This window comes from Methyloversatilis universalis EHg5, assembly GCF_000378945.1.
GTDB lineage: Bacteria > Pseudomonadota > Gammaproteobacteria > Burkholderiales > Rhodocyclaceae > Methyloversatilis > Methyloversatilis universalis_A.
This window is the reverse complement of sequence record NZ_KB900539.1, coordinates 1,949,319-1,973,974: the sequence shown is the minus strand read 5'-3', so window position 1 is coordinate 1,973,974 and position 24,656 is coordinate 1,949,319. Positions and strand designations below refer to the sequence as shown.

At 68.0% G+C, this 24,656-nt stretch carries 25 protein-coding genes; 15 read left to right on the top strand and 10 right to left on the bottom strand.

What is annotated here, in order from left to right; translation table 11 throughout:
- Positions 1–13: 13 nt before the first annotated feature.
- The 13 genes from ssuD to METUNV2_RS0109145 all read left to right on the top strand — a co-directional run bounded on the left by ssuD (position 14) and on the right by METUNV2_RS0109145 (position 11,501).
- Positions 14–1,165 (top strand): FMNH2-dependent alkanesulfonate monooxygenase, encoded by a 1,152-nt coding sequence (gene ssuD, locus METUNV2_RS0109205; protein ID WP_018229177.1) that lies wholly within the window; start codon positions 14–16, stop codon positions 1,163–1,165.
- Positions 1,166–1,411: 246 nt separating this feature from the next.
- Positions 1,412–2,407: an aliphatic sulfonate ABC transporter substrate-binding protein gene (locus METUNV2_RS0109200; RefSeq protein ID WP_018229176.1), complete on the top strand. Its 996-nt coding sequence runs from the start codon at positions 1,412–1,414 to the stop codon at positions 2,405–2,407.
- Between the two features lie 4 nt (positions 2,408–2,411).
- Entirely contained in the window at positions 2,412–3,251 is an 840-nt protein-coding gene (locus METUNV2_RS0109195; protein ID WP_018229175.1) for an ABC transporter permease, read from the top strand.
- A 10-nt stretch (positions 3,252–3,261) separates the two neighbouring features.
- A complete protein-coding gene (locus METUNV2_RS0109190; protein WP_018229174.1) occupies positions 3,262–3,990 on the top strand; it encodes an ABC transporter ATP-binding protein in 729 nt (242 codons plus the stop codon).
- Between the two features lie 30 nt (positions 3,991–4,020).
- Complete coding sequence (locus METUNV2_RS0109185) at positions 4,021–4,995, top strand: aliphatic sulfonate ABC transporter substrate-binding protein (RefSeq protein ID WP_018229173.1); 975 nt, start codon at positions 4,021–4,023, stop codon at positions 4,993–4,995.
- A 10-nt stretch (positions 4,996–5,005) separates the two neighbouring features.
- Positions 5,006–6,235 carry an acyl-CoA dehydrogenase family protein gene (locus METUNV2_RS0109180; RefSeq protein WP_018229172.1) on the top strand — a complete coding sequence of 410 codons (1,230 nt, stop codon included), beginning with the start codon at positions 5,006–5,008 and terminating at the stop codon, positions 6,233–6,235.
- Positions 6,236–6,244: 9 nt separating this feature from the next.
- On the top strand, positions 6,245–7,036 hold the full coding sequence (gene ssuC / locus METUNV2_RS0109175) for an aliphatic sulfonate ABC transporter permease SsuC (RefSeq protein ID WP_018229171.1): 792 nt from the start codon (positions 6,245–6,247) through the stop codon (positions 7,034–7,036).
- A 10-nt stretch (positions 7,037–7,046) separates the two neighbouring features.
- Positions 7,047–7,871 carry an ATP-binding cassette domain-containing protein gene (locus METUNV2_RS0109170; RefSeq protein ID WP_018229170.1) on the top strand — a complete coding sequence of 275 codons (825 nt, stop codon included), beginning with the start codon at positions 7,047–7,049 and terminating at the stop codon, positions 7,869–7,871.
- A 14-nt stretch (positions 7,872–7,885) separates the two neighbouring features.
- Entirely contained in the window at positions 7,886–8,107 is a 222-nt protein-coding gene (locus tag METUNV2_RS0109165) for a TOBE domain-containing protein (protein WP_008059602.1), read from the top strand.
- A gap of 34 nt (positions 8,108–8,141) precedes the next feature.
- Positions 8,142–8,810 carry an RBBP9/YdeN family alpha/beta hydrolase gene (locus METUNV2_RS0109160; protein ID WP_026188020.1) on the top strand — a complete coding sequence of 223 codons (669 nt, stop codon included), beginning with the start codon at positions 8,142–8,144 and terminating at the stop codon, positions 8,808–8,810.
- 70 nt (positions 8,811–8,880) lie between these two features.
- Entirely contained in the window at positions 8,881–9,516 is a 636-nt protein-coding gene (locus tag METUNV2_RS0109155; protein WP_018229168.1) for a peroxiredoxin, read from the top strand.
- A gap of 175 nt (positions 9,517–9,691) precedes the next feature.
- Positions 9,692–9,973, top strand: a complete 282-nt coding sequence (locus METUNV2_RS0109150) for a DUF2325 domain-containing protein (RefSeq protein WP_008059598.1) — start codon at positions 9,692–9,694, stop codon at positions 9,971–9,973.
- A 151-nt stretch (positions 9,974–10,124) separates the two neighbouring features.
- Positions 10,125–11,501 carry an FAD/NAD(P)-binding protein gene (locus METUNV2_RS0109145; protein ID WP_026188019.1) on the top strand — a complete coding sequence of 459 codons (1,377 nt, stop codon included), beginning with the start codon at positions 10,125–10,127 and terminating at the stop codon, positions 11,499–11,501.
- Between the two features lie 24 nt (positions 11,502–11,525).
- Here METUNV2_RS0109145 and METUNV2_RS0109140 read toward each other — a convergent pair whose 3' ends face one another.
- The 7 genes from METUNV2_RS0109140 to METUNV2_RS0109110 form a co-directional block, all read right to left on the bottom strand.
- Positions 11,526–12,500 (bottom strand): HEAT repeat domain-containing protein, encoded by a 975-nt coding sequence (locus METUNV2_RS0109140; RefSeq protein WP_018229166.1) that lies wholly within the window; start codon positions 12,498–12,500, stop codon positions 11,526–11,528.
- 10 nt (positions 12,501–12,510) lie between these two features.
- On the bottom strand, positions 12,511–13,380 hold the full coding sequence (locus tag METUNV2_RS0109135; protein ID WP_018229165.1) for an ABC transporter ATP-binding protein: 870 nt from the start codon (positions 13,378–13,380) through the stop codon (positions 12,511–12,513).
- Positions 13,377–14,246 carry an ABC transporter permease gene (locus METUNV2_RS0109130; RefSeq protein ID WP_008059594.1) on the bottom strand — a complete coding sequence of 290 codons (870 nt, stop codon included), beginning with the start codon at positions 14,244–14,246 and terminating at the stop codon, positions 13,377–13,379. Before METUNV2_RS0109130 ends, METUNV2_RS0109135 begins: the two co-directional genes overlap by 4 nt.
- Positions 14,247–14,263: 17 nt before the next feature.
- Positions 14,264–15,682 carry an ABC transporter substrate-binding protein gene (locus METUNV2_RS0109125; protein ID WP_018229164.1) on the bottom strand — a complete coding sequence of 473 codons (1,419 nt, stop codon included), beginning with the start codon at positions 15,680–15,682 and terminating at the stop codon, positions 14,264–14,266.
- A gap of 73 nt (positions 15,683–15,755) precedes the next feature.
- Entirely contained in the window at positions 15,756–16,001 is a 246-nt protein-coding gene (locus tag METUNV2_RS0109120) for a 4Fe-4S dicluster domain-containing protein (RefSeq protein ID WP_008059591.1), read from the bottom strand.
- 11 nt (positions 16,002–16,012) lie between these two features.
- The gene (locus METUNV2_RS0109115; protein WP_018229163.1) at positions 16,013–17,758 is read right to left on the bottom strand and encodes a fumarate reductase/succinate dehydrogenase flavoprotein subunit; all 1,746 of its coding nucleotides are present in this window, start codon (positions 17,756–17,758) and stop codon (positions 16,013–16,015) included.
- Positions 17,755–18,528, bottom strand: a complete 774-nt coding sequence (locus METUNV2_RS0109110) for a GntR family transcriptional regulator (RefSeq protein ID WP_018229162.1) — start codon at positions 18,526–18,528, stop codon at positions 17,755–17,757. The genes METUNV2_RS0109115 and METUNV2_RS0109110 overlap by 4 nt, the downstream gene beginning before the upstream one ends.
- Before the next feature lie 232 nt (positions 18,529–18,760).
- On the opposite strand from METUNV2_RS0109110, the gene METUNV2_RS0109105 reads away from it, so the two are divergent.
- The gene (locus METUNV2_RS0109105; RefSeq protein ID WP_018229161.1) at positions 18,761–19,705 is read left to right on the top strand and encodes a hypothetical protein; all 945 of its coding nucleotides are present in this window, start codon (positions 18,761–18,763) and stop codon (positions 19,703–19,705) included.
- Between the two features lie 6 nt (positions 19,706–19,711).
- On the opposite strand, the gene METUNV2_RS0109100 is transcribed toward METUNV2_RS0109105, so the two are convergent.
- Positions 19,712–20,632, bottom strand: coding sequence for a helix-turn-helix transcriptional regulator (locus tag METUNV2_RS0109100; RefSeq protein WP_198288853.1), 921 nt, complete (start codon positions 20,630–20,632; stop codon positions 19,712–19,714).
- A 51-nt stretch (positions 20,633–20,683) separates the two neighbouring features.
- Between METUNV2_RS0109100 and METUNV2_RS0109095 the strand changes: the two genes are divergently transcribed.
- Positions 20,684–21,418 carry a cysteine hydrolase family protein gene (locus METUNV2_RS0109095; protein ID WP_018229159.1) on the top strand — a complete coding sequence of 245 codons (735 nt, stop codon included), beginning with the start codon at positions 20,684–20,686 and terminating at the stop codon, positions 21,416–21,418.
- Between the two features lie 48 nt (positions 21,419–21,466).
- On the opposite strand, the gene METUNV2_RS0109090 is transcribed toward METUNV2_RS0109095, so the two are convergent.
- Together METUNV2_RS0109090 and METUNV2_RS0109085 are read right to left on the bottom strand one after the other, a co-directional pair.
- Positions 21,467–22,441: a sulfonate ABC transporter substrate-binding protein gene (locus METUNV2_RS0109090; RefSeq protein ID WP_018229158.1), complete on the bottom strand. Its 975-nt coding sequence runs from the start codon at positions 22,439–22,441 to the stop codon at positions 21,467–21,469.
- A gap of 161 nt (positions 22,442–22,602) precedes the next feature.
- Positions 22,603–24,372 (bottom strand): ABC transporter ATP-binding protein, encoded by a 1,770-nt coding sequence (locus METUNV2_RS0109085; RefSeq protein WP_018229157.1) that lies wholly within the window; start codon positions 24,370–24,372, stop codon positions 22,603–22,605.
- Between the last annotated feature and the right edge of the window lie 284 nt (positions 24,373–24,656).

Genomic DNA, 24,656 nt, shown 5'->3' with positions numbered 1-24,656 from the left:
CAAGGTATCCATCATGAATGTGTTCTGGTTCATCCCCACCCATGGCGACAGCCGCTATCTGGGCACCGCGGAAGGCGGGCGCCAGGTCAGTCTGGACTACATGAAACAGGTCGCCATCGCGGCCGACACGCTGGGCTACGACGGCGTGCTGCTGCCCACCGGGCGCTCCTGCGAAGACGCCTGGGTCACCGCTTCGGCACTGATCGGCTTCACCCAGCGGCTGAAATTCCTGGTCGCGGTGCGGCCCGGCCTGACCGCACCGTCGCTGGCCGCGCGCATGGCGGCCACCTTCGATCGCCTGTCCGGCGGCCGGCTGCTGATCAATGTGGTGACCGGCGGCGATCCGACCGAACTCGACGGTGACGGCATCTTCCACACGCACGACGAACGCTACGAAATCACCGACGAATTCCTGCGCATCTGGCGCGGCATCCTGTCCGGTGCGCACGAAGGTGCGTCCTTCGACTTCAGCGGCAAGCATCTGACCGTGAAGGGCGGCAAGCAGCTTTACCCGACGGTGCAGCGCCCGCATCCGCCGCTGTGGTTCGGCGGTTCGTCGCCGGCGGCGCACGAACTGGCGGCCGAACAGGTGGATGTCTATCTCACCTGGGGCGAACCGCCGGCCGCGGTGGCGGAGAAGATCGCCGACATGCGCCGCCGCGCCGCAGCGCACGGCCGCACGCTGCGCTTCGGCATCCGCCTGCACGTGATCGCACGCGACACGAACGAGCGCGCCTGGCAGGCGGCTGACGACCTGATCCGCCATCTCGATGACGACACCATCGCCGCCGCGCAGAAGAAATTCGCGCAGATGGATTCCGAAGGCCAGCGCCGCATGGCCGCGCTGCACGGCGGGCGCCGCGACCGGCTGGAGGTGAGCCCTAATCTGTGGGCCGGCGTCGGCCTGGTGCGCGGCGGTGCCGGTACCGCGCTGGTCGGCGACGGGCCGACCATTGCCGCACGCATGAAGGAGTACGCCGACCTCGGCATCGAAACCTTCATCCTGTCCGGCTATCCGCACCTCGAAGAGGCCTACAGCTTCGCCGAGCAGGTGTTCCCGCATCTGCCGAGAGCGCAGCAGCAGGGCCTGCCCGGCTTCAGCCTGTCCGGCCCCTTCGGCGAAATCGTCGCCAACCACTACGTGCCGGCCGCATCCGCCAGCTGATCGCGCTGCGCCGTCCCGCCTGAAAAGCCTCCGTCCCCAGCCGGGAACGGAGGCTTTTTTGTTGCCCTGCGCCGCATCCGCTTATCACTGGATCGGCAAAGCAACGCAGTCCGTCCGCACAAATGCAGCGCAGATTTAATTGGTTTGGATGCGCGGCGCCCGCCCCTAGCATGACCTTCAGACGCGCGACACAGCGCGACCCGACACCGTCGGACACGACATTCAACCGGACTGAAAAGGAAGATCATGAGCAGCTCACCCTCCCGCATCCGCCGCCTGCTGATCGCCGCCGGTCTGGCGGCCAGCGCACTGCCGCTGACCGGCTTCGCCGCCGGCGACGCGCCGAAGGAAATCCGCCTCGACTACGCCTACTACTCGCCGACCAGCCTGGTGCTCAAGCGCTTCGGCTGGCTGGAACAAGCGGTGAAGCCGGTCGGCATCGAAGTGAAATGGACGCTGAGCCAGGGCAGCAACCGCGCGCTCGAATTCCTGAACAGCGGCGCCATCGACTTCGGCAGCACCGCCGGTCTGGCCGCAGTGCTGAGCCGCGCCAACGGCAATCCGATCCGCTCGGTCTATGTGTACTCGCGACCGGAATGGACCGCGCTCGCGGTGCCGAAGGACTCGACCATCAAGTCGGTGGCCGAACTGAAGGGCAAGCGCATCGCCGCCACCAAGGGTACCGACCCCTATCTGTTCCTGCTGCGCTCGCTGCATGAAGCGGGCCTGTCGCGCAACGACGTCGAGATCGTCCATCTGCAGCACCCGGACGGCCGGGTCGCGCTGGAACAGAAGCGGGTCGACGCCTGGGCCGGTCTGGATCCGCACCTCGCTGCGAGCGAACTGGAAGCCGGCTCCAAGCTCATCTACCGCAATGTGAACTTCAACACCTACGGCTTCCTGAACGTGTCCGAGAAATTCCTGAAGGCACATCCGGATCAGGTGAAGACGGTGATCGCCGCCTACGAGCGTGCCCGCCGCTGGGTGATCGCCAATCCGGACGAAGCCGCGAAGATTCTGGCGGAAGAAGCCAAGCTCAATCTGCCGGTGGCGCAGGCCCAGCTGAAGCGCACCGATTTCTCCAACCCGCGCATCGGCCGCGAGCACCACGACGCGCTGCGCGCCGCCGCGCCCATCCTGGTCGAGGAAGAGCTGGTGCGCAAAGGCACCGACGTCGCCAAGGTGGTGACCGAACTGATCGATCCCAGCCACGCGGCCGCCGTGCTCGCGTCCAAGGACTGATGCCATGAACACCGCTGCCCGCACCTCCTCCCTCCAGGCGACGGTGTCGTCCGCACGGCCGGCCGTCCCCGCCGGCCGTGCCGGGCGTCCCCATCCGGCGCTGGGCTGGGTGCTGCCGGTGCTCACGCTGCTGGCCTTCGAAGCGCTGGTGCGCAGCGGCGTGCTGGCCGCCCACCTGTTCCCGGCACCGAGCGAAATCGTGCGCACGCTGTTCGATCTGGGCAGCGGTCTGGCATCGCACATCGGCGTCAGTCTGGCCCGGGTGGCCGGCGGCTTCGCGATCGGTGCTTCGCTGGCGGTGATCGCGGCAGTGGTGGTCGGGCTGGACCGCCGCGCCGAAGCGCTGCTCGACCCGACCTTCCAGGCACTGCGCGCAGTGCCCAGCCTGGCCTGGGTGCCGCTGCTGCTGCTGTGGCTGGGCATAGACGAAACGCCCAAGATCACGCTGATCGCGATCGGCGCCTTCTTCCCGGTCTATCTGAACCTGCTGTCCGGTCTGCGCAATGTCGACCGCAAACTGGTCGAACTGGGCGAGGTGTATGGCCTGAGCCGGACTGCGCTGGTGCGCCGCATCCTGCTGCCGGCCTCGCTGCCCAGCCTCTACACCGGCCTGCGCGTCGGCCTGAGTCTGGCCTGGATGTTCCTGGTCGCGGCCGAACTGATCGCCGCCACCCGCGGCCTGGGCTATCTGCTGACCGACGGCCGCGAAACGTCGCGCCCCGACATCGTGCTGGCCGCCATCCTGCTGCTGGCGGTGCTGGGCAAGGTGTCGGACAGCGTTCTCAAATCGCTTGAGAAGCGTGCGCTGGTCTGGCGTGACGCACTCGAAACCCGTCTTGGCTGAGGAGCGCACCATGACCGCACTGCTCGATGTGCACGTACCGTCCAAGCGCTTCGGCGACCGGCGCGTGCTGGACAACTTCTCGCTCACGCTGGAAGCCGGCGAAATCGTCAGCCTGGTCGGTGCCAGCGGCTGCGGCAAGAGCACGCTGCTGCGCATCGTGGCCGGCCTCGACCGCGAACACGACGGCACGGTGACGCTGGACGGCCAGCCGCAGCACGGCGTGAGCCGCGATATCGGCGTCATCTTCCAGGAGCCGCGGCTGCTGCCCTGGCTCACCGTGGCGCAGAACGTCGGCTTCGACGCCGATGCGGCGCGCGCCCGTGATCCGCACGTGTTCACGCTGCTGGAAGAGGTCGGCCTGTCGCAGGTGGCCGACGCGCTGCCCAAGGCGCTGTCCGGCGGCATGGCGCAGCGGGTGGCCATCGCCCGCGGCCTGTTCAACCGGCCGCCGCTGCTGCTGCTCGACGAGCCCTTCAGCGCGGTCGACGCCTTCACCCGCATCCGGCTGCAGGAACTGCTGCTGGCCATCGCCCGCGAGCACGACACCACGCTGCTGCTGGTGACCCATGACGTCGATGAAGCGGCCTGGCTGTCCGACCGCGTCATCGTGATGGGCGGCGGCCGAGTGCTCGACGAAGTGACGATCACCGAACAGCGCCCGCGCAACCGCCGCTCGCCGGCCCTGACCGAAGCCCGCAACCGCATTCTTGAAATTCTCGAAGGCGCGCACGTTCTCTGACGCCGCCACGACACTCAAAAGGAAAGAGCCATGACCCGACCGCTGTCCATCCATCGCCGCAATGCCTTGAAGGCCATCGCCGCCGCCCTGCCCGCGCTCGCCATCGGCCGCGCCTTCGCGCAGGACAGACCCGCCACCGTGCGCATCGGCTACCAGAAGTCGTCCACGCTGATCACCGTGCTGAAGACGCGCGGCACGCTGGAACAGAAGCTTGCGCCGCTGGGCGTCAAGGTGAGCTGGCACGAATTCGCCAGCGGCCTGCCGCTGCTCGAAGCGCTGAACGTGGGCAGCGTGGACGTGTCGGCCGACGTCGCCGATACCGTGCCGGTGTTCGCGCTGGCCGCCGGGGCCAACCTCACCTATCTGGCGCAGGAAGCACCGTCGCCCACCGCCCAGGCCATCGTGGTGAAGGCCGATTCGCCGATCCGCAGCGTGGCCGATCTGAAGGGCAAGCGCGTGGGCTTCGCCAAGGCGGCCGGCGTGCATTACCTGCTGATCGCAGCACTCGAGAAGAGCGGTCTGAGCTTCAAGGACATCCAGCCCGCCTATCTCGCACCAGCCGACGGCCGCGCGGCCTTCGAGCGCGACGCGATCGACGCCTGGGTGGTGTGGGACCCCTTCCTGTCGGCGGTGCAGCGCCAGGCCAAGGTGCGGGTGCTGGCCGACGGCACGAATCTGGCGCAGTACCAGCGCTACTACCTGACCGCCACGCCCTTCGCACAGGCCCGCCCGGACGTGATCAAGGTGATCTACGACGCGCTGGCCGACAGCGGCAAGTGGGTAAAGCAGAGCCCGAAGGACGCTGCCGCGCTGCTGGCACCGGTGTGGGGTCTGGACGAAGCCACGGTGGAACAGGCCAATGGCCGCCGCAGCTACGACGTACGTCTGGTGCAGCCGGAGCGGCTGCAGGAACAGCAGGCCATCGCCGACACCTTCACGCGCGAAGGCCTGCTGCCGCGCAAGGTGAATGCCACCGCGGTGCCGGTCTGGAAACCGGTGCTCTGAGGTTGCCGCGATGAATGCCCCCGACACCACCCGCCAGCTCGAACGCGGCGACGCCACCCATCTGTTCGACCGCGATTTCGGCGCGCACACCGAAGCGGTCGAACGGACCGCGCGCGGGCTCGAAGCCACCGCCGCCGAGCGCGATCGCGCTGGCGGCACCGCCTGGGCCGAACGCCAGCTGCTGCGCGACAGCGGCCTGCTCACGCTCGCGGTCCCGGCGGAATTCGGCGGCGCCGGACTGCCCTGGCCGCAGATCTACGCCGTCATCCGCCGCTTCGCCGAGGCCGACAGTTCGCTCGCCCACCTGTTCGGCTTCCAGCATCTGCAGGTGGCCAGCGTGCGGCTGTTCGCCAACCCTGCGCAGCAGGCCCGCCTGCTCGGTGACACGGTGACGAAGGGCTGGTTCTGGGGCAATGCCACCAACGGTCTGGACACCCGCATCCGGCTCACGCCGGCGGGCGACCATTTCCTGCTCGACGGCGTGAAGTCCTTCTGCTCCGGTGCCACCGGTTCCGACATGCTGAACGTGACTGCGCCGCGTGGCGACGATCCGGCCGACCGGGTGTTCATCAGCCTGCCGACCGACCGCGCCGGCATCACCGTACATGATGACTGGGACAACCTCGGCCAGCGCCAGACCGACAGCGGCACCGTCACCTTCGAGAAGGTACGCGTCGAGGCCGACGAAATCCTCGGCCCGCCGGGTACGCGCGGCACGCCGCGGGCCACGCTGCGCACGCTGGTGTCGCAGCTCATCCTGACCGAAATCTATCTCGGCAACACGCAGGGCGCACTGCGCGCCGCCTGGCACTACGTGCAGCATGAAGCGCGCCCCTGGTTCGCCAGCGGCGTGTCGCGTGCCGCCGATGACCCCTACGGCCAGGTGCGCTTCGCCGAACTGTGGATCGCCTACCGCGGCGCGCTGGCGCTGGCGCAGCAGGCCGAAGCCGCGCTGCAGCGCGCGTGGGAGCGCGGCGATGCGCTGGACGCGCGCGAACGCGGCGAGGTCGCGCTGCTGATCTGGCAGGCCAAGATCGCCGCCGGCCGCGCCGCGCTCGACGTGACCTCGCGCATCTTCGAACTGATGGGCGCGCGCGCCACCGCGGCCCGCTACGGCCACGACCGCTACTGGCGCAACGTGCGGGTGCACACGCTGCACGACAACCTCGACTACAAGCTGCAGGACATCGGTCGCTGGGTGCTGGACGACCGTGTGCCCGAACCGTCCATCTATTCGTGAAGGCATGACATGAGTACCCAGACCTCCTCTTCGCTGCCGCATCTGCGGCAGAAACTGCTGCCCTGGAGCCTGCCGGTCGCACTGGTCGTGCTGTGGCAGGTCGCCGCCCAGGCCGGCTGGCTGTCCAGCCGCGTGCTGCCGGCACCGCTCGACGTGCTGAAAGCCTTCTGGACGCTGGCGGTCAGCGGCGAACTGTGGCGCCACGTGCTGGTGAGCGCTCAGCGCGCGCTGAGCGGCTTCGCCATCGGCGGCGGCCTTGGCCTGCTGCTGGGCCTGGCCACCGGTTCGTGGAAACGGGTCGAAACCCTGCTCGACACCACGGTGCAGATGATCCGCAACATTCCGCCGCTGGCGCTGATTCCGCTGGTCATCCTGTGGTTCGGCATCGACGAGACCGCCAAGCTGTTCCTGGTGTCGCTGGGTGTGTTCTTCCCGGTCTATATCAACACCTTCCACGGCATCCGCTCGGTGGACGCCGGCCTGATCGAGATGGGTCGCTCCTACGGCCTGCGCGGCTGGGCGCTGTACCGCGACATCATCCTGCCGGGCGCACTGCCCTCCATCCTGGTCGGCGTGCGTTTTTCGCTCGGTTTCATGTGGGTCATCCTGATCGTGGCCGAAACGATTTCGGCGCAGGAGGGCATCGGCTACATGACCATGAATGCGCGCGAGTTCCTGATGACCGACGTGGTGCTGGTCGGCATCCTGCTGTACGCGCTGCTCGGCAAGCTGGCCGACCTGCTGGCCCGCACGCTGGAGCGCGTGTGGCTGCAGTGGCATCCGAACTACCAGTCACGCTGAGGTGGGCGCCATGTACTTTTCCCCTGAAGAGAATTCCGAAGTGCGCGCAGCCGAACGGGTGATCAACGGTGCCGCGGTGAAACTGCGCGGCATCGGCAAGACCTTCGGCGAACGCCGGGTGCTCAAGGGCATAGACCTCGACATCCGCCCGGGCGAGTTCGTCGCCATCGTCGGCCGCAGCGGCTGCGGCAAGAGCACGCTGCTGCGCCTGCTGGCCGGCCTCGACGCCGCCAGCGAAGGCGAGCTGACGATAGACGGCAGCGCCGACGACGTGCGCATCATGTTCCAGGACGCGCGCCTGCTGCCCTGGAAGCGGGTGATCGACAACGTGTCGCTGGGCCTCACGCCGGCGTACCGGCGCCGCGCCCGCGAAGTGCTGGAGCGGGTCGGCCTGGCCGACCGCGAACGCGACTGGCCGTCGCAGCTGTCCGGTGGCCAGCGCCAGCGCATCGCGCTGTCGCGCGCACTGGTGCACTCGCCGCGCCTGCTGCTGCTCGACGAACCGCTGGGCGCGCTCGATGCGCTCACCCGCATCGAAATGCAGCAGCTGATCGAGTCACTGTGGCAGGAACAGGGCTTCACCGCCATTCTGGTTACGCACGACGTGCAGGAGGCGGTGGCGCTGGCCGACCGCGTGCTGCTGATCGAGGACGGTGCGGTCGCGCTCGATCTCGACATCCGCCTGCTGCGGCCGCGCGAGCGCGCCAGCAACGGCTTTTCGGCCTACGAGGCGCGCATCCTGCAGCGCGTACTCGAAGCCCCTCCCATCGAACCTTCCGTGGCGTCGCACGACGCACGGACACCGGGCATCGCCCACATTTCGTTCGCCATCTGAGAAAGGAAACCATCATGGCCATCACCGCAATCAATGTACGCAACCAGTTCAAGGGCAAGATCAAGGAGATCGTCCGCGGCGACGTGGTCAGCGAGGTCGACGTCGATACGCCGGCCGGCATCGTGACCTCGGTCATCACCACCCGCTCGGTCGACGAACTCGGCCTGAAGCCGGGCGTCGAAGTGGTCGCGCTGGTGAAGTCGACCGAAGTGTCCATCGCCCGCATCGGCGGCTGACGGCCACGACGACGAAGGACGCAGGCGTCTCGCCATGAGCTCCACCGTATTGATCGTTCCCGACCTGCACGGCGCGCCGCCGGAACACTGGCTGTCATGGCTGGAACACGAACTGGCCGGCAGCCAGCGGGTCGAACAGGACGACTGGGACGAACCGGTGCTCGCGCACTGGGCCGGCCGGGTCAAGCGGGCGATCGACAAGGCCGCCGGCCCGGTCTGGATCGTCGCGCACGGTTTCGGCTGCCTGGCCGCCCTGCTCGCCGCCTGCGACCGCACCGACCGGGTGGCCGGCGCGCTGCTGGTGGCGCCGGCCGATCCGGAACGCTACAGCGCCGACGGCCTGCTGAGCGAAGGCGAAGATGGTCGCCCGCGCCATCCGTCGGTATCCGGCCTGCTGCCGCAGGTGCCGCCCGGCTTCACCACGCTGCTGGTGGCGCACGACCGCGATCCCGATCTGCGGCTGATCAGCGCCAGCCAGTGGGCCGAGCGCTGGGGCAGCCGGCTGGTGCTGAGCAGCGCGCTGGGCGACATCGATCCGGCGCTGCACGCCGGGCCCTGGCCGCAATGCCTGCGGCTGTTCAGATTGATGCATCATGCACAGCGTGACCTTCCGCTCGGTTCGCTGGCGGAAGACACCGAGCCGGCGCCCCGCCGGCACGGCTGGCTGGCAAAGCTGCGCCGCCAGTCGCGCGCGACGCTCTGACGGCCCGACGCGCGACGCGTGCGGCAGCAGCCCTGCCCGCGCCCTTACAAACCATCAGGAGGACAGAACCATGACCATCCGACTCGGCGACATCGCCCCCGATTTCGAACAGGACTCCAGCGCCGGCCGCATCCGTTTCCACGAGTGGCTGGGCGCCAGCTGGGGCGTGCTGTTCTCGCACCCGGCCGACTTCACGCCGGTGTGCACCACCGAACTGGGCCTGACCGCCAAGCTGAAGGGTGAATTCGACAAGCGCGGCGTGAAGGCCATCGCGCTGTCGGTGGATCCGGTGGATTCGCACCACAAGTGGATCGCCGACATCAACGAAACCCAGAACACCACGGTGAACTTCCCGATCATCGCCGACGGCGACCGCAAGGTGAGCGAGCTGTACGACATGATCCATCCGAACGCCAACGCCACGCTCACCGTGCGCTCGCTGTTCATCATCGATCCGAACAAGAAGGTGCGCCTCATCATCACCTACCCGGCCAGCACCGGCCGCAACTTCGACGAAGTGCTGCGCGTGATCGATTCGCTGCAGCTGACCGACAAGCACTCGGTCGCCACGCCCGGCAACTGGAAGCACGGCGACGACGTGGTCATCGTGCCGTCGCTGCAGGACCCGGACGAGATCGCCCGCCGCTTCCCGGCCGGCTACAAGGCGGTGCGCCCCTACCTGCGCCTGACGCCGCAGCCGAAGTAAGCGCAGCACAGGCATGACAGGGCCCGGTTCCGACCGGGCCTTTTTTCGTTCACCCGGCCGCTGGGCATATGCGTCAGCCGGCAAAGCTGTGCAGAAGAAGCAGCGCAGAACAATTCAGTTCCCCCGGCTGCGGGCGGCCCGTAAGGTCATGTCATCGCAATCCGGAGTGCATTAGATGGCCATCCTCGTCGTCGGCGGAGACCACCCCAACCAGTTCGCGGATTCGGCGCGTGAAGCCGGCGTCGACCGCCTGCACCACTGGAGCGGCCGCCGTGCCGCCGATCACCACCAGCCGCTGCCGCGTGACCTGCGCGGTATCGTGCTGCTGATCGACCACGTCAATCACGGCATGGCGGCCCGCGTGCGCAAGCTGGCGAGCGCAAACGGGCTGCCGGTCATCTACGCCGCACGCAGCCGCTCGCAGGTGCGCAACGCACTGGCCCAGCTTGCCGCCTGAAAACGGCATCTCCGCCGCAGGCGGAACTGCGTCACGGCGCACGACCCTCGCCACCGGCCGCCGTCACGGAAGCGGCAGCCGACGGACGCTATAGTCGGCCGGTCATCCGGTGCGCGCCCGCGTACCGGCCGTCCAGCCGAAAGGGGTCCGCGTGCGCACGCTCGTCATCATCGGTGCCGGTTTCAGCGGCACCGCCTGCGCCTGTCAGCTGCTTGCCCGCTGCGGCGATCACGCCAGCAATGACTGGCAGATCCACCTGATCAACGCGTCCGGGCCGATCGCCCGCGGGCTGGCCTACGGCACCCGTTCGCCACTGCACCTGCTGAACGTACCGGCCGGCCGTCTCGGCATGGAGCCGGCGCAGGAAGGCGATTTCGTCCGCTACCTCGAAGACAGCGGCCACCGCTACCGCGCGAGCGCCTTCGTGCCGCGCATGCTGTACGGCGAATATCTGGAAAGCCGGCTGCGCTCGGCTGCGGCCGGTCACGCGAACCGGCTGCGCATCGTCACCGCGCGGGTCGATGCCATCGACCGTCGCCCGGAAGGCGGCTTCGCGCTGACGCTGGCCGATGGCAGCACGCTGCCGGCCGATGCGGTCATCCTGGCCATGGGCCACCTCAGTCCGGTCGCACCGCTGCCGGCGCTGGAGGACATGGGCCCGGCCTACATCAACGATCCGTGGTCGCCCGGCGCGCTGGAGCGCATCGACGGCGACGAGCGCGTGCTCATCCTGGGCAGCGGGCTCACCATGCTGGACGTGGTGGTCGACCTGAAGCGCCGCGGCCACCGCGGACCGATCACCGCGCTGTCACGGCGCGGCCTGCTGCCGCGTTCGCACCGCGCGCAGGACGCGCCGCCCGCCACCATCCCGCTTGACCGCGACGCGCTGCTCGCCGCGCGCAGCGCCCGCCGGCTGCTGCGGCAATTGCGCGCGGCGGTCGCCCAGGCCGAAAAAGCCTGCATAGACTGGCGCGACGTGATCGGCTCGCTGCGCGCGATCACACCGGCGCTCTGGCAAAGCCTGGACGACACCGAAAAGCGTCGCTTCATGCGTCACCTGCGCCCGCACTGGGAGGTGCTGCGCCACCGCGCCGCACCCGAACCTTTCAACGCGATGAACGCAATGCTGGAAGACGGCCGCCTCACCGTGCGCGCCGGCCGCCTGCGCGCGGTATCGGCCGGCAACACCGGCCTGACCGCGCGCTGGGACGACGCCCGCCGCGGTCCGCAGGCACTCGAAGTCGACCGCATCGTGAACTGCACCGGCCCCGGCCACCGCATCGACGCCCAGCGCGCGCCACTGCTGCACCGCCTGATCACCGGCGGGCTGCTCACCCAGGACGCGTTGAAACTCGGCCTGATGGTCGATCCGCACTGTCGCGCGCTGGATGCTGGCGGCCAGCCGGTGGAGGGTCTCTACTACGTCGGCCCGCTGCTGCGTGCCCAATTCTGGGAAGCCACCGCGATACCTGAACTGCGGCGGCACGCGGCCACCGCGGTCAACCACCTGCTGGCTGACGCCGGCTGAGGCAGCGCGGCCGGAAGGCCGCGATCAGGCGCTCGCGGCGTCGACCTGGGCGAGCGCGATGCGCGCCGCCTTGCGCACTTCCGGGTCGGCATCGGCCAGCGCCTGCTGCAGCAGCGGGCGTGCGGCGGCGTGCCGCAGTTCGCCCAGTGCCAGCACCACTTCCTTGCGCAGATTGCTGATCGGATGCGTGATCAGCGCGGCCAGACCGGGCAGCGCCCCGACCGCCTTTAGCCGGCCGAGCGCACGCGCAGCCTGCAGGCGCACCTGCCAGTATTCGTCGCGCAAAGCCGCATCCAGCGCATCGACCGCCTCGGCCACGCGCAGCTTGCCCAGCGTGATGGCCGCCTCTTCGCGCACCTGCCAGGCACTGTCGCGCAGCGCCGCCAGCAGCGCGCCGGCCGCCGCGCCTTCGACGCCCAGGGCGCCGACCGCCGCACGGCGCACGCCGGCATCCGGATCCCGCTCGGCCAGTTCGGCCAGCCGGGGCAGCGCATGGTCCAATCGCAACCAGCCCAGCACGCCGACCGCCTCGCGCCGCACGATGGCGTCGGCATCTCGGGTCAACGTCAGTGCGGGCGTGGCCGCCTGTGGCAGACGCAGCTCGCGCAGCGCGCGCAGCACCGCACTGCGCACGAAGGGCGCCGGGTGGGTCAGACGCGCCAGCAGCACCTCAGCCGCCTCGCCCGTCTTCAGGCCGGACAGCGTCTGCGCGGCGGCCGTGCGCACCTCGGTCGCGTCGTCATCCAGCGCGTCGCACAGCGCGGCCACCACCGCATCGTCTTCCCAGCCGCCCAGCCGTTCGGCCGCCTCGCGGCGCACGGTGGGCGAGGCATCGCCGGCCAGCGCACGGGCAATCAGCGGCAGCAGCGCCGGATCTTCCTGTTCGGCCAGATCCAGCACTGCGATGCGGCGCACCGCTTCGTCCGGGTGGTCCAGACGCTGCGCCAGTTCGGCAATGTCGTCGTCGTTCAGTGTGTCCTGCAGCAGTTCGAAGCTCATGAAATTCGGTTCAGATCGCGAATCGGGTATCGGACATGGACAGCGCCGGCAGCGTGGCCGTGGCGTCGCCCAGCGGTGACAGGCGGTCCAGCGTGGGCTGGCCGCTGTCCGGGTGCAGCAGTTCGAGGCAGCGCCGCTTCAGCGTGTTGAAGGAATGCGTGGTGGTGAGCCGGGCATCGCGCGGGCGGTCGAATGGCACCCGGATGTCGTCGATGATGCGGCCCGGCCGCGCACTCATGACCAGGATGCGGTCGGCCAGGAACAGCGCCTCGTCGATGTCGTGGGTGACGAACAGCACCGTGGTGCGGATGCGCGCCCATACGTCGAGCAGCAGTTGCTGCATCTTCAGCCGGGTCTGCGCGTCGAGCGCGCCGAAGGGCTCGTCCATCAGCAGCACCCGCGGCTGGTTGATCAGCACGCGCGCGATTTCGACCCGCTGCTGCATGCCGCCCGACAGTTGCGACGGATAGTGACGCTCGAAGCCCTTCAGGCCGACCAGCTCGATCAGCTCACGCGCGCGCCAGGTGCGCTCCGGGCCCGGCACGCCCTGCATCTTCAGGCCGAAGGCCACGTTGTCGAGCACGCTCTTCCACGGGAACAGCGTGTGCTGCTGGAACACCAGACCGCGGTCCGGATGCGGGCCGTTGATGGCCTCGCCATCGAGCAGCAGGCGCCCGGCGCTCGGCACGATGTGACCGGCCAGCGCGCCCAGCACCGTCGATTTGCCGCAGCCCGAAGGGCCGAGCAGGCAGATGAATTCGCCGGTGCTGGCGGCCAGCGACACGTCGCTGACCGCCTTGAAGCGCGAGGTGCCCTGACCGAACTCGATGTCCAGATGCTGGATGTCGACCCGGCCGCGCAGATGGACGACCGTGGTCATGCCTTCTTCTCCTGCAGCCGGTACCAGGGCGTGGCGAAATGACCCAGCCAGCGCACCAGCGCGCTGCTGGCCATGCCGAAGGCGCCGATGAACAGCATGCCCACGACGATGCCGGCGTAGTTCTGCAAGGTGTAGGACTCCCAGGTGTAGTAGCCGATGCCGAACTGGCCGGAAATCATTTCCGCCGACACCAGGCAGAACCAGCAGGTCCCCATGCCGATGGACAGCCCGGTAAAGATGCCGGGTGCGGCCGACGGCAGGATGACCTCGGCGAACAGCCGCGGACCGCGCGTACCCAGGCTGCGCGCCGACGCCACCAGCCGCGGATCGACCGCCTCGACGCCGTGTATGGTGTTCAGCAGGATGGGAAAGATCGCACCGGTGAAGGTGATGAACATCATCGACACCTCGGTCGACGGAAACATCAGGATGGCAAGCGGAATCCAGGCCACCGCCGGTATCGGGCGCAGCACTTCCAGCGGCGGCAGCAGCGCGCGCGCCGCCCAGCGGAAGCGCCCGATCAGCAGCCCCAGTCCGACACCGGCCAGTGCCGCCGACAGATAGCCGGCGCCGATGCGCGCGAGGCTGTGGCCGACGTGCAGCGACAGCTTGGGCGAGCTCAGCAGTTCGATGCCGGCCTCCAGCACTTCGGACGGCGGTGGCACGTGGGCGAAGGTGATGAAGCCCAGGTGAGCGCGCGAAGTCGCCAGCGCATGCCAGAGCAGCAGGCTGGCCAGCAGCGACAGCGCGCCCAGGGCGAAAGCCGTCAGCCGCCCGGCCGGCCAGCGCGGCAGGCGCCGCGGCTGACCGGACACCGGTGCCGCCGGGCCCGCCAGCCCGGCGGCCAGCGTGTCAGGCAGAGACATGGTCGGCCGCCCTCCGCTTACTGTGCCGAAGCCAGCGTGGCGGTCTGCCCGCGCACCGCCGCGAAATCCAGCACCTTGCCCTTGTTGGCCTGTGCCCACGCGGTCGCGGCGTCCTTCAGCAGGAAGGCATTGATCTGGCCCTTCGCGTCGGTCGCGAACCAGGCCTGATTCGCCAGCAGCTTGATGCCCAGATTGCGGTCATGGGCGAACACCACGCGCACCTTCCTGCCGGCAGCCTCGATCTTCTTCACGTCGGCGAAAGCGTTTTCCGGCGATGCGTAATGACGCACCAGCGGCTCGCCCTGCACCCACACCTGTGCCACGCGCTTCGGATCGTCGATCGCCTTGCCGGTCAGCGCATCCTTCGCCTTCAGCGCCAGCTTGTCGTAATTCTTCAGCTGGGCGTCGTAGTCCAGACCGGCGGCCTTGAACGCGGCACGCACGTACTGGTCGTCGATGAAGGTGTCGGCGGTCAGGTCGGAGTCGTGACGCTTGAGCAGGCGCAGCGTGTCGATCGAAGTGGCCAGCGCCTGGCGGTATTCCGGCTTCCAGGACAGGTCGCGCGTCTGCAGGCCCAGCGGACCGTGGAACAGATAGTTCACCTCGGCTTCGATGCCGGTCACCTTGGCGATCAGTTCGCTGTACTTTTCCGGCTCGGCCGCGATCAGACGGTCCGCCTCGATGCTCGCGCGCAGATAGGCGACCACGATTTCCGGATACTTCTTCGCGTAGTCGGCATTGACCAGCGAACCGTGGAAGGTGGCGGCGTTCGACTGCGCGCCGTCATAGATCTTGCGAGCGAAGCCGCGGTAGGGGAACAGGTCGGCGAAGGGCACGAAGTTGGCGTGCGCCTCGATCTTGTTCGCCTGCAGCGCGCTGCCGGCCACTTCCGGCGCCTGGGTGACGATGGTCACGTCGCGTTCCACGTCCCAGCCCTGCGCGTTCAGCGCGCGCAGCAGCAGGCCATGCGCGGTCGACGCGAAGGGCACCGAAATCTGCTTGCCTTTCAGTTCGGCGACCGACTGCACCGCCGAGCTGCTCGGCACGACGATGCCATTGCCGCTGCCTATGGTGCTGCCCGACAGCACCGACAGGAAGATGCTCTTCTTGCCCGCCTTCAGGTGGGCCGCGCCATTCAGCGAACCCGGGAAGTCGGCCATGGCGCCGAAGTCCAGCTTGTCGGCCACCATTTCATTGGTGAGCGGCGCGCCCGACGTGAAGTTGCGCCACTGGATGTCGTACTGCACGTCCTTGTACCGGCCATCGCGCGGCAGGTATTTTTCGAGCAGCTTCAGTTCGCGCACCAGCAGGCCGCCGGTGGCGCAATTGATGGTGGTGTCCTGAGTGCCGATGGCGATGCGTATGGTTTCGGCGGCCGACGCGGCGCCGGCCGTGAATGCCAGCGCAAGGCCGGCGAGAAGCGAAGTGATCTTCATCTGTTTTTTCTCCTGCAATCGTGATGTGAATGAACGCTGACCGGACCGTCCGGCCGGCACCGGCGGACGCGATTCAGCGCAGCAGATAGGGAATCTCGACCCGCACGGCGCCGGTCGGACAGTCCTTCGCGCACGGCATGCAGTACCAGCACTCGTCGAACTTCATGTAGGCCTTGCCGGTGTCCGGGTCGATGGCGAGCAGGTCCAGCGGGCACACGTCGACGCAGACGGTGCAGCCCTTGTCGGCAATACACTTGTCGTGATCGACCGTGACCGGTGCGGCACTGCGCTGGGTGGTTTCGCGGAAGGTGAACGTCATGGTGTGTCCTCTCAGGCGAGCGCCGGCTGCGGCGTGGCGGCGACGCGCAGCCGGTCGTACGCGGTGCGCTCCTGGCTGTCGATCGGCACGATGTAGGGCTCGACCGCGCGCTTGAAACTGCTCATGCGGCCGGCGTCATCCTTTTTCAGATGGGCGTGGCAGAACCAGTCGGCGTCGTTGCGCTGCGGGTGATCGACCCGGTAGTGGTAGAGGCCCCAGCGGCTTTCGGTGCGGAACAGCGAGGCGCGTGCCGCCATTTCGGCGCAGTCGCGGATGACCGACACTTCGGCTGCGCGCATCAGTTCGTGCGGGCTGGTGGCGTGCAGCTGCTCCAGGTCGTCGCGGATGCCGTCGAAGCGGTCCAGAGCGATGTCCATCTTTCGGGTGACCTTGGGCGGCTGCAGATAGTCATTCACGAAGCGGCGCAGCTTGTATTCGACCTGGGCCGGCGCCAGCCCCTGCTCGCGCAGCAGCGGCGCGAGCACGCGCGCCCGTTCGCGCTCGACCTGGGCGCCATCGACTGCAGCAAAGGTGCGGCCGGCGATGTAGTCGGCCGCGTTGTCGCCGGCGAACCAGCCGTAGGTGAAAGCGCCCAGCATGTAGTTGTGCGGCACCGCCGCCATGTCGCCGGCCGCATACAGGCCGGGCACCGATGTTTCGGCGCGCTCGTTCACCCACACGCCGGAGGCGCTGTGGCCGCTGCAGAAACCGATTTCCGATATGTGCATCTCGACCATGTCGCGCCGGTAATCGGTGCCGCGGCCGGCGTGGAACTCGCCGCGGCTGGGCCGCTCGTTCGAGTGCAGGATGGTTTCGATGGTCTGTATGGTTTCCTCGGCCAGATGGTCGAGCTTCAGGAACACCGGGCCGTTGCCGCCCTGCAGCTCCTGCCAGAACTCCCACATCATCTGGCCGCTCCAGTAGTCACACTCGATGAAGCGCTGGCCGCGGCTGTTGGCGGTGAAGCCGCCCAGCGGCCCGGTCACGTAGGCGCAGGCCGGGCCGTTGTAGTCCTTGATCAGCGGATTGATCTGAAAGCACTCGAGATTGGCCAGTTCGGCGCCGGCGTGATACGCCATCGCGTAGCCATCGCCAGCATTGGTGGGGTTCTCGTAAGTGCCCATCAGATAGCCGGAGGCCGGCAGGCCCAGCCGGCCCGCCGCGCCGCAGGCCAGCACCACCGCCTTGGCGCGGATCACGTGGAACTCCGCGGTGCGGCAGTCGAAACCCATCACGCCAGCGATGGCGCCGTCGTCGCCCTGCAGCAGCCGGGTGGCGACGATACGGTTGGTGATGGCAACGCGGGCGCGCTTGAGCTGGCGGTACAGCACCTTCTTCACGTCGTGCCCTTCCGGCATGGGCAGCACGTAGGCGCCCATGTGGTGCACCTTCTTCACCGCGTAGTCGCCGGTCTCGTCGCGCTCGAAGCGCACGCCCCAGCGGTCCAGCTGTTCGATGGTGGCGAAGCTGTGCTTCGCGTAGGCATACACGGTCGCCTGATTGACGATGCCGTCGTTGGCGATGGTGATTTCCTTGGTGTACTGCTCGGGCGTCGCGTGGCCCGGGATGACCGCGTTGTTCAGGCCATCCATGCCCATCGAGATCGCGCCGCTGCGCTTCACGTGCGCCTTGTCCAGCAGCAGCACGCGCAGCGCCGGGTTGCGCTCCTTGGCCTTGATCGCGGCCATCGGGCCGGCGGTGCCACCACCGACCACCACCAGGTCGTATTCGTGGATGCGGGTATCAGCGGTACTCATGCGCGGCCCTCCCTGCGCGGTGCGCGATCGACGCGGAAGCGGTACTGGAAGGCGTCGCCGCGGAAATACAGATGTTCGTAATCAACCGGGCGGCCGTCGGCGGCGTGGGTCAGGCGCTCGATGTGCATCACCGGCGCGCCCTCCTCGATCTGTAGCGCCTGCATCAGGTCCTCGTCGGCCAGCACCGCGTCCATCGCGATGTCGGCATGGCCCAGCGGCACGCCGCAGTCGTTCTCCAGCATCAGGAAAATGTCGCGCGTGACCAGTTCATGCCGGTTCAGGCGCTCGCCCAGCGCGGCTGGGAGCCAGGTCAGTTCCAGCGACACCGGTTCGCGGTTGAGCAGGCGCACGCGGCGGATTTCGGTCACCGGGTCGCCTTCGGCCAGACCCAGCTTCTGCGCCACCCGGGCGTCGGCCGGCAGGTCGTGCAGGCGATCCACCCGGTTGATGATTTCGTAGCCCATGCGCGACATGGCTTCGCCGAAACCTTCGAGCGCGGTCACGTTCTGGAAGGCCTTCGGGCGCGACACGAAGGTGCCCTTGCCGTGTATGCGGAAGATGAGGCCGGCTTTCTGCAGGTCACCCAGCGCCTGACGCACGGTGATGCGGCTCACGCCGAACATCGTGCACAGTTCGCTTTCGGACGGCATGCGGCCGTGCGGCGGATAGGTGCCATCGAGGATGCGCAGCCGCAGCAGCTCGGTCAGCCGTGCATACAGCGGCGACGGCGCGTCCGGCAACAGCATCAGCGCGGGATTGCTTTTCGACATTTCGAATAACTTGTTATGACAAGTCCGCGCAGGCTATGGATGTCGCCCTCCGGAGGGAACCAAGCATTTTTCCGAAGCAAAGCGTTGCAAGTGATTTGCGATGCGCAGCACTCCGGACCGGAATGGATGCATGACCGGCGCGGCCGCGCCCGGCCGGAAAGGCAGCGGATATAGTCACCGCCGAGTGCCCTCGCCGCTGCCCTTGCCTCTGCCCTCGCTTCTGCCCACTTCCATGCCCGACACCCTTCCGCCGCCCTCGTCCGCGCGCGACTTCCACGACCGCATCTACCGCGGCGACATCGTCGAGATCGCCGGCAACGCGGCGATGGCAGACCTGGTGGCGCATGCGCGCGGGCTGGTGGAGGAGGCGCTGCGGCCGCACGACCCGCAGCGGCTGCACGAGCACCTGACGCCGGCGCAGCAGATCGACACGCTGACTGCGCTGCAGCGCGCCTTCACCGCCTCGGCCGACACCCGGCGCATCTGGCGCACGCTGCTGGAATCGCTGGGCGTGGACCCGGCGCGCATCGCCTGTGACCGGCTGCACCTGCGCTTCCAGCCGCACCGCGCGCCGGACAGCGTGTGCGCCCGCCACGCCAGCACCGCCACCGTCGCCTTCCACCGCGACACCTGGGGCTCCAATCTGTACGCGCAGACCAACTGGTGGGCGCCGATCTACCCGGTCAGCGCCGGCCGCACGATGGCGCTCTACCCGGCGCTGTGGTCGCGCCCGCTGAAGAACAGCAGCACCACCTTCGACATGCGTGCGCTGCTCGAGCGCTCGGCCGCCGGCGGACGCACCGCGGTCGGCGCCGACGAGGCGATTCCGCATCTACAGGAAGCGGTCGATGCGGCCGAGGCACAGCCGGTGCTCGTGCCACCGGGCACGCTGATCGCCTTTTCCGGTGCCCACGCCCACACCGGCGTCGGCAACCACACCGGCCTCACCCGCATTTCGTTCGAAACCCGCACCCTGTGGCTGGACGATCTTCTGGCCGGTCGTGGCGCACCGAACATCGACGGCCACGCGCCCTGGGCCGCGCCCGGCCTGTTCCGCATGCTGGGTGACGGGCGACGTCTGAATGAGGTACTGGGCTGCGCCCGCACCGAACGCTGCGACAGCTGGCCTCAGGCGACGCTTCCCTACCGGCCCGGCGGTAAGCCCGTCAAATGCTGATTTCGGTCACGGACGGGAATCGAAGGCGGTGCCGACCACCGGGCCGCATGCTTTGAGCCATTCGCCCGGCGGTTGCCCGACGACCGTCTGGAAAATGCGGGAGAACGCCGCCTGCGAGCTATAGCCGACCTCGGCCGCGACCACCTTGATCGGCACGCCCTCGCACAACAGATCCTGCGCATGCTTCATGCGCCACGCGGTGAGGTACTGGATGGGCGACACGCCCAGCACCCCGCTAAAATGCGCCGCAAAGCGCGAGCGCGACATGCCAGCCTGGGCGGCCAGTGCGTCCACACTCCACTCCTGTTCCGGCGCCTCGTGCATCGCCTGAAGCACCCGACCCAGTTTCGGATCCGTCATCGCATGCAGCAGACCGGTCGAAATCGCCCCGTCGGACACCGCTCTGCGCACCAGCAGCACGAGCAGGTACTCGAACAGCAGTTCCAGCGCACGTGCGCTACCCGGAGACGCGTGCCTGAATTCGCCTGTCAGTGTCTGCACCACCGCTTGCGCCGACGCGAGTTCGGCGATCGGGAAAATGAGCGTTTCAGTCAGCCCGAGATCGAGACGCGGTGCGCTTTCGCGGGCGAACAGGAAGGACGCGCATATCAGCTCGCTGCCGGCCGGCAAGCTCGGGCGTATGTCATAGCGGCAGGAGCTGGGACAGAACAGCACGCTCGGCGCATCGATAGCGATGCGCGGCAGGTCCGGCTGGACCAGTTCGATGCCACCGATTGGCGCAACATGGATGAAGGCCATGCCCGGCGGCTTGTCCAGCTGCAGTGTGCGCTGAACGGTACCGGCGAAAAACAGCCGTCCCCGCAGTCTTATCCGCGCGAAGAATTCGGAAAGCGTGTCCATGGCGGGACGATAGGCCAAAGCTCCGGGACTGTGGGAGAAAAGCGCGTATTCGCCTGCCTCTAGCATGGCTTTCTTCCGGGCCGGCACCCCGTCCGCCCGGTTTCCCAGGAGAACGCCATGAACCCCGTACCCGGCCGGACTGCATCGATCAGCGACCGCTATGCCGACCCGCTCGACCCCGCACTGCCTCGCCCCGCGATGAAGATCCGGCTCGACCGCGTTGCGCTGGTGGTGATCGACCCCCAGATCGACTTTCTCAGCCCGGAAGGCGTGAGTTGGCCGGTGTTCGGCCGGAGCATCACCGAACTGGATACCGTGAAGCACCTCGGCCAGCTGTTCGCCGCGGCAAAGCAGGCCGACATCACGGTGGCGGTATCGCCGCATTACTACTACCCCTGCGATCACGCCTGGCAGTTCGGCGGCCCGCTGGAACAGGTGATGCACAACATCCGGATGTTCGATCGCGCCGGACCACTCACGCTCGAAGGCTTCGAGAACTCGGGCGCGGACTTCCTGCCTGCGTTCAAGCCCTACATCCTGGATGGCCGGACCATCATTGCGTCGCCGCACAAAATCTACGGTCCGGAAAGCAACGATCTCGCGCTGCAACTGCGCAAGCGGGGCGTGTCGCAGATCATTCTGGCCGGCATGGCTGCCAATCTGTGCGTGGAATCGCACCTGCGCGAACTGCTGGAACAGGGCTTCGAGGTGGGCGTGGTGCGCGACGCCACCGCCGGCCCGTCGGTACCCGAGGGCGACGGCTATCTGGCTGCGCTGATCAATTTCCGCTTCATCGCGAACGCGCTGTGGACCACTGAAGAAGTGCTGGCTCAGTTGCAGCAGGCCCGCTGAAGCGAGTGCCGCCGCCCGGCATCGATGCAGGCGGCGGCAGACACCGCCTTACCTGCGCACCTCGCGCGGCAGCGCGTCGCTCACCCGGATCTGTTTCGGCACCAGCTTCAGTTCGAAGAACCTGTCGGCAATCGACTGCTGGGCGGCGATCACCGCCGGCGTGACCGGCTTGATGCCATAGCCCAGGCGGCCAGCGGCGGTTTCGGCGATCGGCAGATCCACGCCGATCAGCGGCGCGATGAATTTCGCCACCTCCTTCGGGTTCTGCGCGCCCCACTGGTCCACCCGGTCGATTTCCTCGATCAGGATGGTCACGATGTCCGGGTGCTTTTCCGCGAAGGCGCGCGACGCCAGGTAGTACTGGTGGTTGGCCACCGCGCCCTTGCCGTCGGCCAGCACGCGGGCGCCGAGCTGCTTTTCGGCGCTGGCGTAGAACGGGTCCCAGATCGACCAGGCGGCCACCCGGCCGCTTTCGAACGCGGCGCGCGCGTCGGCCGGCGCGAGGTAGGACACCTCGACATCGCCGTACTTGAGGCCGGCGTTCTCCAGCAGTTTCACCAGCAGGTAGTTGGCATTCGAACCCTTGGCCACCGCCACCCGTTTGCCCTTCAGTTCGGCCACGCTGCGCAGCGGCGAATCCTTCGGCACCAGCAGCGCCTCGGCCGCAGGCGCGGCCGGTTCATAGCCGATGTAGACCAGATCGGCACCGGCGGCCTGCGCGAAAATGGGCGGCGCTTCGCCCACGGTGCCTACGTCCAGACTGCCCAGATTGATCGCTTCAAGCAGCGGCGGGCCGAAGGGGAATTCGGTCCACTTCACCTCGATGCCCTTCTCCGCCAGCCGCTTTTCCAGCGTGCCGCGCGCCTTCAGGATGACCAGCGTGCCGTATTTCTGAAAGCCGATGCGCACTTCCTTCGGCGCCGACTGCGCGTTCGCCGTGCCGCTGGCCAGTAGGCCTGCGCTCAGTACCGCCAGCGCGGCGTTACGCAGCCAGCCGCGGCGGGCGCCCTTGATCCGATTCATGTGCTGCTCCCTGTCTGATGGCCGGCCGCCGGGGGTGGGGCCGTTCGGGAGCGCATGCTGAATCGGTGCGGTGCCGGTGCGAACCAATCGTTTCAGCGATGCTTATGAAGCGCCGGTTGATAAGGAATCCACTGCCTTCGCCGAAGCGCGCAAAACCCTGTTCAGCGCCCCCTGCGTTCGCCGGTCTGCAGCCGCCACAGCGAGGCGTACAGGCCGTCGAGCGTCAGCAGTTCGTCGTGGGTGCCGGATTCGGCAATGCGGCCGCCGTCGATCACGTGAATGGTGTCGGCGTGACGCACGGTGGACAGCCGGTGCGCCACGATGAGCGTGGTGCGGCCGACCACCAGACGGTCCAGCGAGCGCTGGATGGCGGCTTCGGTTTCGTTGTCCACCGCCGAGGTGGCTTCGTCCAGCACCAGGATCGGCGGGTTCTTAAGTATCGCGCGGGCCAGCGCCAGCCGCTGCCGCTGGCCGCCGGACAGGCGCAGGCCGCGCTCGCCCACCGGCGTGTCGTAGCCCTGGGGAAGTGCAACGATGAAGTCGTGCGCCTCGGCCGACTTCGCCGCCTCGATCACCGCCTCGCGGGTGGCGTCCGGCATGCCGTAGGCGATGTTCTGCGCCACCGAGGCGTCGGCGAGAAAGGTGTCCTGCGCGACATAGCCGATGGCGCGCCGCAGGTCCTGCAGGTTCAGTTCATTCACCGGCAGGCCGTCGAGCGTCACCCTGCCCTGCTGCGGCTCGTAGAAGCGCAGCAGCAGCTTGATCAGCGTGCTCTTGCCACCGCCGGTGCTGCCGACGAAAGCCGCGCTGCAGCCGGCGCCGATGCGCAGGTCCACGCCGTCCAGCGCCGGCCGCGACGTGCCTTCGTAGGCGAAGGTGATGCCTTCGAACGCCAGCTCGCCACGCACCTCGGCCTTCGGCAGCGCACGGCCGTCGTAGCGGATGTTCACCGGCGTCTGCAGCAGGTTCATCACCCGCTCGATCGACGACATCGAGCGCTGGTAGAGGTCGGTCAGGTCGGCCAGCCGGGTCAGCGGCCACAGCAGGCGCTGGGTCAGATACACCAGCACCGAATAGCTGCCGACGCCGATGTCGCCGTTCAGCGCCATGAAGCCGCCGTACAGCAGGGTCACCGTGAAGCCGGCCAGGATGGCCATGCGGATGACCGGCGTGATCGCTGCCGACAGCCGGATCGCCTCGCCGTTGCGCGCGCGGTAGTCGTCCGAGCCCTGTTCGATGTGGCCCGCTTCGTAGTCCTCGGCGGCGTAGGCCTTCACCGTGGCGATGCCCTGAATGTTGTTGTTCAGCCGCGCGGCCAGCGCGCCGGCCGCTTCGCGCACCGCGCCGTAGCGCGGCGCCAGCCGGCGCTGGAACCAGAAGGCGCCGTACAGGATGAGCGGCACCGGCACCAGCGCGAGGAAGGCCAGTTCGTGCGTGAGCACGAAGAACACGCCGCCCACCATCAGCGAACCGACGAACACCTGGATCAGATCGTTGGCGCCGCCGTTCAGGAAGCGCTCCATCTGGTTGATGTCCTCGTTCAGCACCGCCAGCAGATTGCCGCTGCGGTTGCGCTCGAAATAGGCCATGTCCAGCTTCTGCACGTGGCGGTAGGCCTCCATGCGCAGGTCGTGCTGCAGGTTCTGCGCGAGGTCGCGCCAGCGCACGTCGTACAGGTACTGGAACAGCGATTCGCCCACCCACACGAATACCGTGATGAGCGCCAGCAGCATGAGCTGGTCCTTCGGCTCGATGATGCCGAAGCGCGCGAGAAAGCTGGCTTTCTGGTTCACCACCACGTCGACCGCGACACCGATCAGCACTTCGGGCAGCACGTCGAAGAACTTGTTCAGGACCGAATAGAGGGAAGCGATGCGCACCTCGCGCCGGTAGTTGCGCGCGTGCGAGAACAGTCGTGACAGGGGATGCATGGCAGGCTCGGGGAGAAAGGCGTTCGCCGCGCATGACCTCCGGCGGCGTGCCGGCATCATGACAGAGCCGGCCGCTCGGCGTCACTTTCCGCTGTGCAGCACAGTGGCCGGGAGACTTTGTGCAGAACCGCGCAGCGCCCGCCCGGCGCCTGTTCCACCGGCATGCTGCACCGCAATCGCCCGGCCCGCCGTCATGATCGCGGCCAATGCCAGCAGCGGCGCGGGCGACCGCCGGAACGCCCGCATGTCAAGGCTGTCACACTGGTTCGGACCTGCCTAGAATC